We start from the raw sequence: 14,338 nt of genomic DNA on the forward strand, positions 1-14,338 counted from the left end.
GGCCGGTATGGCGGCGAAAACAGGGCGAGTAGTCTAACTCAACTGCCTGACGAGCCAATACTCGGCGTCAGCGGCGTCGGGCAGTTGCGACCTGCGTAGTCTGGATTGGCGCGTAATCCGGGGGAGGCCAGTCAGTCACCTTCTCTGATCAGCGGCGTACACCGCTGATGCGTACCCAGCCATCCTGCGTCGCGGTCGGGTCGAGCAGGAAGTCGGCCTCGTAGGCGGCGCGGACTTCCTCGGCCTGTTCGGCAAGGATGCCGGACAGCGCCAGGCGGCCGCCGCTTTTCACCAGGCGGGTGATCTGCGGTGCCAGGCTGACCAGCGGGCCGGCAAGAATGTTGGCCACCACGACATCCGCCGGCTCCTGAGGCAGGTCGGCTGGCAGATAGACCGGGAAGCGCGCGTCGGCGATGCCGTTGCGCCCGGCGTTGTCGCGCGAAGCTTCAAGAGCCTGAGGATCGATATCGGTGCCGACAGCCCGTGGCGCGCCGAGCAGCAGGGCGGCGATGGCCAGAATCCCTGAGCCGCAGCCGAAGTCGAGCACGCTGCAGCCGTCCAGCTCCTGGCCGTCGAGCCACTGCAGGCACAGCGAGGTGGTCGGGTGGGTGCCGGTGCCGAACGCCAGGCCCGGGTCGAGCAGCAGGTTCACTGCGTCCGGCTCGGGCGCTTCGTGCCAGCTGGGTACGATCCACAGGCGCTGGCCGAAGCGCATCGGCGCGAAGCCATCCATCCAGCTGCGTTCCCAGTCCTGGTCGGCAATCGCCTCGAAATGATGCTCGGGCAATTCACCGCCGGTCAGCAACTGCAGGTGGGCGCTCAGGGCGTCGGCATCGGTGTCCGCTTCGAACAGCGCCAGCAGGTGGGTATTGCTCCACAGCGGAGTGGTGCCCAGATCCGGTTCGAAGATCGGCTGGTCTTCGGCGTCCATGAAGGTCACCGATACCGCGCCGACTTCCAGCAGGGCGTCTTCATAGGTCGGCGCCTGTTCGGGGGTGATGGCGAGGCGCAGTTGTAACCAGGGCATGGGAAGCTCCCTTCGGGAGCAGCTTCAAGTTCAAGGCGGATGGCCGCCCCCTTCAAGCTGCAAGAAAAAGAAAGAGCGGCCTAGGCCGCTCTCTTGTGTCGCATATCGTACAGCTTGCTGCTTGAGACTTGCAGCTTGCCGCTCGATTTTAGTGCTTATCCATACCCAGTTTCTTTTCCAGGTAGTGGATATTCACGCCGCCTTCGCAGAAACCCTTGTCCACGACCAGGTCACGGTGCAGGGGCACGTTGGTCTTGATGCCGTCGACCACGATTTCTTCCAGGGCATTGCGCATGCGGGCCAGAGCCTCGTCACGGGTGGTGCCGTAGGTGATCAGCTTGCCGATCAGCGAGTCGTAGTTCGGCGGCACGGTGTAACCGCTGTACAGGTGCGAATCGACCCGCACGCCGAAACCGCCTGGCGCGTGGAAGTGCTTCACCTTGCCGGGGCAGGGCATGAAGTTGTCCGGATCCTCGGCGTTGATGCGGCATTCCAGGGCGTGGCCGAGGAGTTTCACATCTTCCTGCTTGTACGACAGCTTGTTGCCAGCGGCGATGCTGAGCATCTCCTTGACGATGTCGATACCGGTGACCATTTCGGTGACCGGGTGCTCGACCTGCACGCGGGTGTTCATCTCGATGAAGTAGAAACGACCGTCTTCGTAGAGGAACTCGAAGGTGCCGGCACCGCGGTAACCGATCTCGATGCAGGCATCGACACAGCGCTGCAGCACTTCGGCGCGGGCCTGCTCGTCGATCAGCGGGGCCGGGGCTTCTTCCAGCACCTTCTGGTGACGGCGCTGCAGCGAGCAGTCGCGGTCATAGAGGTGGATGGCGTTGCCCTGGCCGTCGGAGAGTACCTGGACTTCCACGTGACGCGGATTGCCGAGGAATTTCTCCAGGTAAACCATCGGGTTGCCGAACACCGAACCGGCTTCGCTGCGTGTCAGGCGGGCCGACTTGATCAGGTCTTCTTCTTTCCACACCACGCGCATGCCGCGACCACCACCGCCGCCAGCGGCCTTGATGATCACCGGGTATCCGACCTCACGGGCGATCGCCAGGGCGGTCGCTTCGTCTTCCGGCAGCGGGCCGTCGGAGCCGGGAACCACCGGTACGCCGGCCTTGATCATGGCGTGCTTGGCCGAGACCTTGTCGCCCATCAGGCGGATGGTGTCGGCTTTCGGGCCGATGAAGGCGAAACCGGAGTTTTCCACCTGCTCGGCGAAATCGGCGTTTTCCGCGAGGAAGCCGTAGCCGGGGTGGATGGCGGTCGCGCCGGTGACTTCCGCGGCACTGATGATCGCCGGGATGTTCAGGTACGACAGGTTACCGGGGGCCGGGCCGATGCATACCGATTCGTCGGCCAGGGCCAGGTGCATCAGTTCGCGGTCGGCGGTGGAGTGTACCGCTACGGTCTTGATGCCCAGTTCCTTGCAGGCACGCAGGATGCGCAGGGCAATCTCGCCGCGGTTGGCGATCAGGACTTTTTCCAGCTTCTGCATTACGGGTTCCCCGCGCATCAGACGATGGTGAACAGCGGTTGATCGTATTCCACCGGCTGGCCGTTCTCGACCAGGATGGATTCGATCGTGCCGCTGGTTTCGGCCTCGATGTGGTTCATCATCTTCATCGCTTCGACGATGCAGAGGATGTCGCCTTTCTTCACGGTCGAACCGACTTCAACGAAGTTGCCCGAGGTTGGCGAAGCGGCACGGTAGAAGGTACCGACCATTGGCGAGCGCACCACGGTGCCGTTCAGCTTGGCAGCGGCCGGTGCAGCGGCTTCGGCAGCAACCGGGGCTGCAGCGGCAGCGACTGGAGCAGGGGCTGGCGCATAGGTAGGCTGGACGTAGGCCGGTTGCTTGCCGTGACGGCTGATGCGTACGGACTCTTCGCCTTCCTTGATTTCCAGTTCGTCGATGCCGGACTCTTCCAGCAGCTCGATCAGTTTTTTGACTTTGCGAATATCCATAGGTGTTCAACTCCCAGTCTGGTCAGGGTCGTTCAAGTTGTGCGAATGAACCGCCGCGTCATGGCGCCGGTTTCAGGTGTTTTTGCTCGCCAGGCCTTCCAGTGCCGCCTCAAGGGCCAGCCGATAACCGCTGGCGCCGAGACCGCAGATCACGCCCACCGCCACGTCGGAAAAATAGGAGTGATGCCGGAAAGGTTCGCGCTTGTGCACGTTGGAGAGGTGTACTTCGATGAATGGGATGCTCACCGCCAGCAACGCGTCACGTAATGCGACGCTGGTGTGAGTGAAGGCGGCAGGGTTGATGATGATGAAGTCGACGCCCTCGACTCTGGCGGCGTGAATACGGTCGATCAGCTCATACTCGGCATTGCTCTGCAGATGCAGCAGATGATGGCCGGCCTCGCGAGCACGTTGCTCCAGGTCGAGATTGATCTGCTCGAGGGTCGTGGCACCATAGGTGCCGGGCTCTCGGGTACCGAGCAGGTTCAAATTGGGGCCGTGCAAAACCAGTAGGGTCGACATGATCCGGGCTTCCTTCTTTTTAGCTGCGCGGACTCTGCCAGAGTTGCCGTAGGGATGTCCAGTTTTCGGGAGTAGTCGGCACGATGTCCGCATCTTTCGCCGAAGATGTGACCGAATTGCCTAAAATCGTTCTCGTGCCAGGGTCAGGCGTTCGGAAAACGCCGCGGCGTCGATCTCGCCGACCACCCGCAGATCCTGCAATTCCTTGCCGCTGCCGTCGAACAGCTGGATCGCTGGCGGGCCGAACAGCTGGTAGCGGTCGAGCAGCGCGCGTTGGGCTGCGGTGCTGTCGGTCATGTCGAAACGCACCAGGTGATAGTCGGCCAATTGCGGGCCAACCTGGGGTGAGTTGAAGACTTCACGTTCGATCTTCTTGCAACTGATGCACCAGTCGGCGTACCAGTCCAGCAGCAGCGGTTGGCCCGTGCCTTTGGCCTGCGCCAGGGCAGCATCCAGCTCGGCCGGGGTGCTGACGGTTTGCCAACTGCCGGCTGTGGCTGCGCTCGCCTGGCCGCCTGTGGGGCCGCTGCCGAGTGGGCGCAGCGGATCGTCGCGGCCTTGCAGGGCGCCTGTCCAGGCGGCCAGGGCATAGACCAGCAAGGCCAGGCCGGCGAGTTGCGCCAGTTTGCCCCGTGGGGTTTTCGAGGTGAATTCCAGGGCACCGAGGAACAGCGCGACGCCCGCCGCCAGCAGCCCCCAGAGCGCCAATGCCAGGCTGCCGGGCAGCACCCGCTCGAGCAGCCAGACCGACACCGCCAGCAGCATCACGCCAAAGGCATTGCGCACAGCGATCATCCAGGTGCCGGATTTGGGTAGCAGCGCACCACCGCCTGCGGCAAAGATCACCAGCGGGGTGCCCATTCCCAGGCCCAGCGCGAACAGTTGCAGCGCGCCACCCACGGCATCGCCGGTACTGCTTATATAGAGCAGCAGGGCGGTGAACGGTGCGGTGATGCACGGTGAAACGATCAGGCTGGAGAGCACGCCCAGAGTCGCGGCGCCTGCCAGAGTGCCGCCCTGGGTCTGCGCCGCCTTGCGATCCAGACGCTCGCGGATGAAGGCTGGCAGGCGCAGTTCGAATACGCCGAACATGGCCACGGCGAAGAGCGCGAAGAACAGCGCGAACGGCACCAGAATCCACGGCGATTGCAGCATCGCCTGCAAGTTGAGCTTGGCGCCGAACAGGCCCATCAACGCGCCGAGTGCGGCATAGCAGGCGGCCATTGGCAGTACGTAAGCCAGCGACAGCGCCAGCCCACGTCCCTTGCTCGGGCGTCCGCGCAGCACTACACCGGAGAGGATCGGCAGCATGGGTAGTACGCAGGGGGTGAAGGTCAGCGTCAGGCCCGCAGCGAACATCAGCGCCATATCGACCCAGCTCCAGCCCGCCTTGGCTTGCACCGTGCCGCTTTCGGTGCTGGCAACGCCACCATTGATCGCCAGCGTCTCGGTTTCCGGCGGATAGCACAGGCCCTTGTCGGCGCAGCCCTGGTAGGTGACGGTCAGATTGAGCGGGCGATTGTCCGGGTTGTTGAGTGGTACCTCGATATCCAGTACTTCGTAGAACACCTGCACGTCGCCGAAATACTCGTCGGTCTTGTGCAGGCCGTCCGGCAGTTCCACAGGAACGCCAGCCAGCTCGGCGGGCTCGACCTTGAACTTGAACTGGTGGCGATACAGGTAATAGCCCTCGGCCGCGACGAAGCGCAGGGTCGCCGAGTTCGGCGAGCTGTCCACCAGGCTCAGTTTGAACGCCTCGCGTACGGGCAGAAAATCCGCGCTGTTGTTCAGCGGCTGGCCGAGAGGTGCGGCGTTCGGGCGGCTGTCGAAAACGCCAGCGCCGGCGGGCAGGACGACGAGCAACAGCAGCAGGCAGAGGAAACGTGACATGGGCATCTCGTGCGGCGTGAATCGCGTCATGATAACGGAGCCGGCGAGCCATGCCATGGGGCGTGCTGTAAGAGGCCGTTGCGCTGGCCGGAAGATGCTTGGCCTGGCGGATGACTGCTGCGGCATAAGGCCGCGTAGGCGGAAGGTTCAAGGAGGAAGCGGCCGGTCGGTGACCCGCGTTGAACCATGGATCACGGCCTTCGGCCCCGGATTACGCCTGCGGCTAATCCAGGCTACATTCGTGCCATGGATCCCGTAGGTTGGATCGGGGCGCGTAGCCTAGAAGGCCTGATCCTTCGTTTAACGCGAATCATCGACCGGCCTCTTGCGCCTTTTTCTTCGCTTACACGCGAAACGCCTGCACCGCCTGATTCAACTGCCCACTCAATTCCTGCAATTCGCCGCTCTGGGCGCGGCCCTGGCCGATGCGTTGCAGGTTGTCGCCGCCCAGTTGGTGGATGCGTTCGCTATGGTCACGGATTTCGCTGACCGCGCTGCCCTGGTAGGCGGTGGCGTCGGCGATTCGCCCGGCCATGCTGGTGATGGTGCGGATCGCGCTGACGATTTCATCCAGGGCGCCGTCGGCAGTGCGGGCCTGGTCAGCCGTGGCTTCGGCGTGTTCGACCTGGCTGCGCATCGCCACCAAGGATCCGTTGGCGGCTTTCTGAAGGCGGCCGATCACGTCCTGAATCTGTGTAGTGGCCGAGCTGGTGCGCAGTGACAGCGAACGTACTTCGTCCGCCACCACGGCAAAGCCGCGACCGGCCTCGCCAGCACGAGCCGCTTCGATGGCGGCATTGAGGGCGAGCAGGTTGGTCTGTTCGGCGATGCTGTGGATAACCGTCAGCACGCTGCCAATGGTGCCCGTCTCTTCGGCCAGGCGCTCGATGGCCTGGGCGTTACCCTGTACTTCCTCGACCAGCGCATGCAGGCCGGTCAGGCTGTTGCCGATGACCTGCTGGCCCTGCGCCAGGGCGCGGTCGGCGTCGCGGCTGGCGGTTGCCGTCTGGCTGGCGTCGTCGGCGACCTGAAGGATGGTCGCTTCCAGTTCGCCGAGCGCGTCGCGAATCTGTGCGGTATCGCTGGCCTGGCGTTCGGCGCCGTCGTGCAGGCCGCCGCTGAGGTCGGCCAGGGTGCGGCTGGAGGCCGAGACCTGCCCGGCGTGCTGGTGGATGGTGCCGACCAGATCGACCAGATAGGCGCGCAGGCGATTCAGCGATTCCTCGATATCACGCAGTTCGCGGGTATTGGTGGCCAGGTGAACCTCGCGGCTGAAGTCGCCCGATGCCCAGGCCGAGAGTGCCGGCACCAGTCGTTCGAGCAGGCGGCTGAGGCGGCGCTGCAGGGTGTCGATGATCAGCGCGATGAGCAGGATCAGCGCAACCATGGCACCGAGGATCAGGCGCACTTCGCCCTGGATGCGGCCATGCTCGGCACGCACTTGCGGTTCCAGCGTGGTGAAGGACTGCTGCACCGCATCCAGCCGTGCGCGGGTGGCGGCCGCCAGCTGGCCGCGCTGTTCGATCAGGGTACGGGTGCGCGCCAGTTCCCCCGGGTAGCGGCCAAGCAGGCTGTTGAGTTCACGTTTCAAGGCGATGCCGCGATCTTCCGCCTCGGCCTCCTGGCTATCGCTGTCCAGGCCCAGCAGCGAGGCGAAGGCACTGCCGCCAGACGTGGCTTCATCGGCGACACCGAGCAGCGCCAGGCCGTCGAGAGCCTTTGCCTGCTCCTGCAATGACTGCACTTCACGTTCCACGTCCGCTGCCAGTTCGCTACGCCCGCTGCTGACCAGCTTGTCTCGGGCCAGAGCCAGGCGTGCGAGATGTTGGGACGCTTCGAACAGTGGGTGGCGATAGGCTTGCGCCGTCTCGCCCTGACCCTCGTCGGCGTATCGGGCGATCTGCGACAGGACGCCGGCCATCTCCCGCTCCGCCTGAATCAGCAGGCCCTGAGGATCGCCGGACAGCTTGCCGGCGGCGAGCAATTCGTCTGCGGCAAAGGTTTTCAACTCACCCAGGCTGTTCACGAGGTCACCAGCGAGGTCGGCAGGCAACTGCGCGACGTTCTGCTGCAGGGCATCGAGGCTCTGCAGAGCGGCGCTGTGGCGCAAGGCGTCGCCGTTGTCCAGGTAACCGAGGATGTTGCCCGCGGCTTCACGCTGAAATTGTTGGGAAAGGCCCAGGTACTGCTCCATCAGTACATAAGGGCGCTCCAGTGCCCGTTGTGACCACCATAGCGTGCAGGCCAGGGCGATACCGACGCCGACCAGCAGCAGGGTATTGAGATTGGTGAGCGATTTAAGGCGCATGGGACTCGACCGACGACTGAACGGTGATGGCACTGCGCCATGCAGTGCGGCGGTGTCGGTACGTTATTGCGACTTCATGACAGTGGTATGACGCTGTGGGAAAGCTTCAAGCTTCAAGCCAGGCCGTAGGGTGGACAACGCTCTTTTTGTCCACCATTGCGATTGCGGAGTGGTGGACGGGTCGGGCCGCGTAGGTAGAGCGTCAGCTACGCCCCGATCCCCCCTACGAAGGGCCGCTACCGCCTTGCTGAGGACGGATCCGTTACCTCAGCCGTAGACCTCGACACGATTGCGGCCGCCATTCTTGGCGCGGTACAGCGCCTCGTCAGCACGCTGTGACAGGTGCTTGTTGTCCAGGCCGTCGCGCAGTTCGGCGATGCCACAGCTAAATGTGCAACTGAGATCCTGGGGCTGTGCGGGGTAATGGATTTCGGCGAAGCGTCTGCGCACTTCGTCGAGCACTTTGGCGGCCGTGCGTGCGTCAGTGTTGGGCATCACCACGGCGAATTCCTCACCGCCATAACGGCCGATGCAGTCGCTCTTGCGCAGCCGCTGCTTGAGAAATAGCGCCAGGCTCTTGATCACCCGGTCGCCCATGGGGTGGCCATAGTTGTCATTGACCTTCTTGAAGAAGTCGATATCGAGCATGGCGAAGCTCAACGGTTGTCCGTCGCGCTGGGCACGGAAACGGGCATCTTCGAGCAACTGCAGGGTGTGGGTGTGGTTGAACAGACCGGTGAGGCTGTCGCGCACCATGCGCGCCTTGAGGTTGCGTGCACGGTCGGCGCGGTTGCGCACGGTGGCGATCAGGTGGCGCGGCTTGATCGGTTTGGTGAGGAAGTCGTCGCCGCCTTCGCTCATGGCGTCGAGCTGCTTGTCGAGGTCGTCCTCGGCGGACAGGTAGATGATCGGCACGCTGACATAGCGGTCGTTGTGGCGAATCACCTTGGCCAGCTCGGTGCCGCTACAGGCGGGCATGTACATGTCGAGGATGATCAGATCCGGCTGGAACTCGGCCAGTTCGGCCATGGCCTGGATCGGTTCGGTAAGGGTGCGGGTGACGATGCCGGCACTGTTCAGCACTCGCTCGGTATGGGTGGCCTGGGCACGAGAGTCATCGACGATCAGCACGCGATAGGGCTCGTACTGGGCGACATGAGTCAGCACCTCGATGCGTTCCAGCAGGCTGGAAGCGTCCAGCGTCCCGGTGAAGAACTCGCGGCCGCCGGCGCGCACGGCGGCCAGGCGGGTCGGGGTGTCGGTGTCTTCATGGCTGTAGAACAGCAGCGGGATTTTTTCCTGCAGCCCTTCCTGTACGCCTTGGGCCAGAAGCAGGCCGTTGCCCCTGCCGGCAAAGTCGATTTCCATGAGGATGGCCGCCGGGTGGCGTTCGAGCATGGCGGCGCGAAAGGCGTTGGCGGTGTCCAGCGGCAGGGCGTTCATGCCGAAGAACTCCAGCTGCTGAGCCAGGCGCTCGGCGCGCTCCAGGTGTTGCAGGGCCAGATAAACCGGTTTGCGCAGTGGTGGCAGGGCGGTCTGTTCGAAGCGGTCGCCATGGCGCAGGCCGGTACGCGACAGGCGCTGCATCTGTTGATTGAGCTCGCTGATCACCTCGCTGTTGAGGCGCCCGCGGTTGGCATCCACAGCGCTCAGACAGGCAACGATGCGCTGAGCCAGGCCACGGTGCTCCGCCTGCTCGAAGCGCTCGGCATAGCGCTGCAGCAGTTGCGCCGCTTCGTGCAGCTCCTGCATGCCGGCGTCGTTCCATTCGGCGCGCTGCAGGCGCTGCCAGACTTCCAGAACCTGGCGGGCCTGGTGGATGACGCGCTGGGCAAAATGCTGCTTGAGCCGGTCGCGGCTGGGATCTTCGTGCTCGGTCATTTGGCCTTTAATCTGCGTGTGGCGGCGAATCGCTACCGAGTGGTGGCTCCATGCTATCACCGGATGATTATTTTGCCATTCCTTTGCCCTCAATGCTGTGAATCGTCCCGCACGTCGGGGGATGGTGCCCAGGCAGCCTTATGCCGACCGGCCGGCAAGGTGATGGTTCCGGAGCCTGTCATCCACTGTCACGTCGTGAACAGGTTGTCACGCTGCGCAGCGGGGCAGCCTTCCCTTATAGTGAACGGCGTAGGCTCGATAACGGACTCGCTGGATCGCAAGTATTAGCGCAACCCTGCTACCGCCCTGTGGTCGAAGCCCTGTATGTCGCAGATCAAAGGATAATCGCCATGCTCGATTGGAAGAACCGCACCTCTGGCACGCACAGTGCTGACGATGGCGCATCAGTTGGATCACGCCGTCGCACCGGAGGTCGGCTCGGCGGGATCATTGCCGGCTTGCTGGGTATTTACCTGCTGGTGGCGCTGATCGTCGGCTGGTACTGGAGTCAGGAGCCGGACATGTTCCCGGTGCAGCAGCGCGTGCAGGCGGCAGCCGAAAGCAGCCAGCGCCAGGTGGTCAGCGGTTACACCACGGTGGAAACGCTCAAGCAGGTCGCCGAGACCCTGCTCGACAAGCCGGGCGGTTATCTGTCCAACGATCTGGCTCCGCCGGGCCTGTGGCTCGACAACATGCCGAGCTGGGAATACGGCGTGCTGGTGCAGGTGCGTGATTTCTCCCGTGCATTGCGCAAGGACTTCGCCCGTTCGCAGTCGCAGTCTACCGAGGATGGCGATCTGGCCCGGGCCGAGCCGCGTTTCAACTTCGACCATCGCAGCTGGGCGCTGCCGGCCGCCGAATCGGAGTACCGCGAGGGCCTCAAATCCCTGGATCGCTACCTGGCTCGTCTGTCCGAACCTGGCCAGAGCGGTGCGCGCTTCTATACCCGTGCCGACAACCTGAACAACTGGTTCGGCGATGTCGCCACCCGCCTCGGCTCGCTGTCGCAGCGGCTGTCGGCCAGCGTTGGCCAGGTACGCCTGAATACCGAAGTCACCGAGGCCGATCAGCTGGGACAGGGCGAAGTGCCGGAAGTCACCGAGCGCGCCTACGAAACGCCGTGGCTGCAGATCGACAACGTGTTCTACGAAGCGCGCGGTCAGGCCTGGGCACTGTCGCATCTGCTGCGTGCCGTCGAGGTGGACTTCGCCGACGTGCTGGCGAAGAAGAACGCCACCGTCAGCGTACGGCAGATCATCCGTGAGTTGGAGGCGGCCCAGGCCACCCTGTGGAGCCCCATGGTGCTCAATGGCAGTGGTTACGGCATCCTCGCCAACCACTCGCTGGTCATGGCCAACTACATCTCGCGTGCCAACGCCGCGGTGATCGACCTGCGTCAGCTGCTGTCCCAGGGCTGAGGCATGTCGATCAGTGCCGCAGAGGTGGCGCATCGCGCCGCCTCGGACGCCGAACTGGTTGCCTGGGTCGACGAACAGGATCGCCTGCTCGGCCAATTGCCCCGTGCCGAGCTGCGTGCCCGTGGGCTGATCGGCCGGGGTACCTTCATTCTGCTATTCAACAGCCTTGGTGAGTTGTGCGTGCACCAACGCACCCTGAGCAAGGCGATCTACCCCGGTTACTGGGACGTGGCCGCGGGCGGCATGGTGGCGGCGGGGGAGGATTACGCCACTTCGGCAGCTCGCGAGCTGGCTGAGGAACTGGGGATCTTCGGGGTTGCGCTGCGTGAACATGGGCGCTTTCGTTTCGCCCGGGCGGACAATCAGCTATGGGGCGCGGTGTTCTCCGCCGTGTCCGATGCGCCGCTGGTTCTGCAGCCGGAAGAAGTGTCGAGCGCTCGCTTCATCAGTCTCCAGGCGGTCTTGCAGGACAGCGAACACAGGGACTATTGCCCGGATTCGTTGCAGGCGCTGCAGCTTTACCTGGCGAGTTCCCCGTCCTGATCGAACCAGCCGGTCGCCAATTCGTCAGGCCATGGCGCATTTGGGTTCTTAGCATGGCTCGGCTTTGTCGTTAAACTGCGCCGCTTCGCCAATCCACTGAGGAAAAACGCGGTGGCCAAGAAAACCTCCTCATTCGCCGGTCTCGGTGGCCTGGTGTATTCCACTGACGCCGGGCGACATTGTCCTGATTGTGGGCAGCCAGTGGATGCCTGCACCTGCTCGAGCACGGCCATCCCGGAAGGCGATGGCATTGCCCGGGTGCGCCGCGAGACCAAAGGCCGCGGTGGCAAGACGGTGACCACCATCAGCGGCGTGCCGCTGGCCGAAGAGCCGCTCAAGGAGCTGGCATCGGTGCTGAAGAAGCGTTGCGGTTGTGGCGGCTCTCTGAAGGACGGGGTGATCGAGATCCAGGGCGATCATGTGGAGTTGCTGCTCGCCGAGCTGCTCAAACGCGGTTTCAAGGCCAAGAAATCCGGCGGCTGATGGCCGCCGAAACAGGCAACTTTCTAAACTTACCGACGGCTCGGCCAGTCCACTGCCGAGCAATCGTCATTTCCAGGCTCTATGCTCGGTCGACCTTATTCGACCGCATCAGCCCATTCGCTACAGGGGAGACCTCGATGGCCGCACGACGCACACGCAAGGACGATGGAAGCCAATGGACAGTGGCCGACAGCCGCAGTGTCTATGGCATCCGCCATTGGGGCGCGGGTTATTTCTCGATCAATGATGCGGGCCGCGTCGAAGTACGTCCCAACGGGCCGGACAGCACACCCATCGACCTCTTTGAACAGGTTGCCGAGCTGCGCCAGAGCGGCCTGTCGCTGCCCTTGCTGGTGCGCTTTCCGGACATTCTGCAGGATCGCGTACGCAAGCTGACCGGCGCCTTCGACGCCAGTATCGCGCGCCTGGAATACGGCAATCGCTACACCGCGCTGTACCCGATCAAGGTCAACCAGCAGGAAGCGGTGGTGGAAAACATCATCGCCACTGAGAACGTCTCCATCGGTCTGGAAGCCGGTTCCAAGCCGGAGCTGCTGGCTGTGCTGGCTTTGGCGCCGAAGGGTGGCACCATCGTCTGCAACGGTTACAAGGATCGCGAGTTCATCCGCCTTGCGCTGATCGGCCAGAAACTCGGCCATAATGTGTTCATCGTCATCGAGAAGGAGTCGGAAGTCGCCCTGGTGATCGAGGAGGCGGCCGAGCTCAAGGTCGCGCCGCAGATCGGCCTGCGCGTGCGCCTGTCGTCCCTGGCGTCGAGCAAGTGGGCCGATACCGGCGGCGAGAAGTCCAAGTTCGGCCTGTCGGCGGCGCAACTGCTGTCGGTGGTCGAGCGCTTCCGCGCCGCGGGCCTGGATCAGGGCATCCGCCTGCTGCATTTCCACATGGGCTCGCAGATCGCCAATATCGCCGACTACCGCAAGGGCTTCCGCGAGGCCATCCGCTACTATGGCGAATTGCGCGCCCTCGGCCTGCCGGTCGATCACATCGACGTCGGCGGTGGCCTGGGGGTGGACTACGACGGCACCCACTCGCGCAACGCCAGCTCGATCAACTACGACATGGAGGACTACGCCGACGCCGTGGTCGACATGCTCAAGGAGTTCTGCGACCGCCAGGAAATCCCCCATCCGCACATCTTCTCGGAAAGTGGCCGGGCGATGACCGCGCACCACGCGGTGCTGCTGGTGCAGGTCACCGACGTCGAGCGGCACAACGACGAGGTGCCGGACATCGACCGCAGCGTCGAGCAGCCGGAAGTGCTGCAGGTGCTGATCGACCTGCTCGGCGACAGCGACCCGGAAATGGTCGCCGAAAGCTACTGGCGCGCCACCCACTACGTCAGCGAAGTGGCCGCGCAGTATTCCGCCGGCAAGCTCGACCTGCCGCAGAAGGCCCTGGCCGAACAGTGCTACTTCGCCATCTGCCGCCGCCTGTACAACCAGCTCAAGGCCCGCCAGCGTTCCCATCGCCAGGTGCTCGACGAGCTCAACGACAAGCTGGCCGACAAGTACATCTGCAACTTCTCGGTATTCCAGAGCCTGCCCGACACCTGGGCCATCGGCCAGATCCTGCCGATCCTGCCGCTGGGTCGCCTGGATGAAGAGCCGCTGCGCCGCGCCGTGCTGCAGGATCTGACCTGCGACTCGGACGGCAAGATCAACCAGTACGTCGACGAGCAGTCCATCGAGACCAGCCTGCCGGTGCACGAGCTGCGAGACGGCGAGGACTACGTGCTGGGCATCTTCCTGGTCGGTGCCTACCAGGAAATTCTCGGCGACATGCACAACCTGTTCGGTGACACCGATTCGGTGAACATCTACCAGAACCAGGACGGCAGCATCTACCACGCCGGTATCGAAACCCACGACACCATCGAGGACATGCTGCGCTACGTGCATCTGTCGCCCGAGGAGCTGATGACCCACTACCGCGACAAGGTGGCCAGCGCCAGGATCACCGTGCGCGAGCGTACCCAGTTCCTCGATGCCCTGCGTCTGGGCCTGACACGCTCCTCGTACCTGTCGTACTGAGAACCGCTGAGCCATGGGAGCGCCGCCCTTGAGGTGGTGAGGTTGTGGCCATGTCGCGAAACCGCGTCATGGTCACGCATCGCCGCGAGGGCGCGGCTTCTACGGGGTCGCGTGAACACCGTCGCGACTTCGCTTGCCAGCGATGCGCTGGTGGCAGTTCTGCAAATTGCGTTGCCAATCGCCGGCAAGGCCAGGCGTCCTGCACCTCCTGCAACCTGTAGTCGTCTTGCAATGCCATGCT

At 63.8% G+C, this 14,338-nt stretch carries 11 protein-coding genes; 4 read left to right on the forward strand and 7 right to left on the reverse strand.

Annotated features, from left to right (window positions below; all coding sequences use genetic code 11):
* Positions 1-148: 148 nt before the first annotated feature.
* From prmA to DNK06_RS15660, 7 genes are all read right to left on the reverse strand, one after another.
* On the reverse strand, positions 149-1,027 hold the full coding sequence (gene prmA / locus DNK06_RS15630) for a 50S ribosomal protein L11 methyltransferase (RefSeq protein WP_131180918.1): 879 nt from the start codon (positions 1,025-1,027) through the stop codon (positions 149-151).
* A gap of 148 nt (positions 1,028-1,175) precedes the next feature.
* Positions 1,176-2,531: an acetyl-CoA carboxylase biotin carboxylase subunit gene (gene accC / locus DNK06_RS15635; RefSeq protein ID WP_131180919.1), complete on the reverse strand. Its 1,356-nt coding sequence runs from the start codon at positions 2,529-2,531 to the stop codon at positions 1,176-1,178.
* Positions 2,532-2,548: 17 nt separating this feature from the next.
* Entirely contained in the window at positions 2,549-3,001 is a 453-nt protein-coding gene (gene accB / locus DNK06_RS15640; RefSeq protein ID WP_131180920.1) for an acetyl-CoA carboxylase biotin carboxyl carrier protein, read from the reverse strand.
* 72 nt (positions 3,002-3,073) lie between these two features.
* Positions 3,074-3,523 carry a type II 3-dehydroquinate dehydratase gene (aroQ, locus tag DNK06_RS15645; RefSeq protein ID WP_131180921.1) on the reverse strand — a complete coding sequence of 150 codons (450 nt, stop codon included), beginning with the start codon at positions 3,521-3,523 and terminating at the stop codon, positions 3,074-3,076.
* Positions 3,524-3,643: 120 nt separating this feature from the next.
* Positions 3,644-5,413: a protein-disulfide reductase DsbD gene (locus DNK06_RS15650; RefSeq protein WP_131180922.1), complete on the reverse strand. Its 1,770-nt coding sequence runs from the start codon at positions 5,411-5,413 to the stop codon at positions 3,644-3,646.
* A 343-nt stretch (positions 5,414-5,756) separates the two neighbouring features.
* Positions 5,757-7,721, reverse strand: a complete 1,965-nt coding sequence (locus tag DNK06_RS15655; protein WP_131180923.1) for a methyl-accepting chemotaxis protein — start codon at positions 7,719-7,721, stop codon at positions 5,757-5,759.
* A 267-nt stretch (positions 7,722-7,988) separates the two neighbouring features.
* Positions 7,989-9,602: a diguanylate cyclase gene (locus tag DNK06_RS15660; protein WP_131180924.1), complete on the reverse strand. Its 1,614-nt coding sequence runs from the start codon at positions 9,600-9,602 to the stop codon at positions 7,989-7,991.
* Between the two features lie 350 nt (positions 9,603-9,952).
* Here DNK06_RS15660 and DNK06_RS15665 point away from each other — a divergent pair, with 350 nt between their 5' ends.
* The 4 genes from DNK06_RS15665 to speA all read left to right on the forward strand — a co-directional run bounded on the left by DNK06_RS15665 (position 9,953) and on the right by speA (position 14,097).
* On the forward strand, positions 9,953-11,020 hold the full coding sequence (locus tag DNK06_RS15665; protein ID WP_131180925.1) for a DUF2333 family protein: 1,068 nt from the start codon (positions 9,953-9,955) through the stop codon (positions 11,018-11,020).
* A 3-nt stretch (positions 11,021-11,023) separates the two neighbouring features.
* A complete protein-coding gene (locus DNK06_RS15670) occupies positions 11,024-11,563 on the forward strand; it encodes an NUDIX hydrolase (protein WP_131180926.1) in 540 nt (179 codons plus the stop codon).
* Between the two features lie 111 nt (positions 11,564-11,674).
* Positions 11,675-12,046, forward strand: a complete 372-nt coding sequence (locus DNK06_RS15675) for a translation initiation factor Sui1 (RefSeq protein WP_131180927.1) — start codon at positions 11,675-11,677, stop codon at positions 12,044-12,046.
* 137 nt (positions 12,047-12,183) lie between these two features.
* The gene (gene speA / locus DNK06_RS15680; protein ID WP_131180928.1) at positions 12,184-14,097 is read left to right on the forward strand and encodes an arginine decarboxylase; all 1,914 of its coding nucleotides are present in this window, start codon (positions 12,184-12,186) and stop codon (positions 14,095-14,097) included.
* Positions 14,098-14,338: the final 241 nt, after the last annotated feature.

It is taken from the genome of Phytopseudomonas daroniae, from assembly GCF_004327285.1.
Classification (GTDB): Bacteria; Pseudomonadota; Gammaproteobacteria; order Pseudomonadales; family Pseudomonadaceae; genus Aquipseudomonas; species Aquipseudomonas daroniae.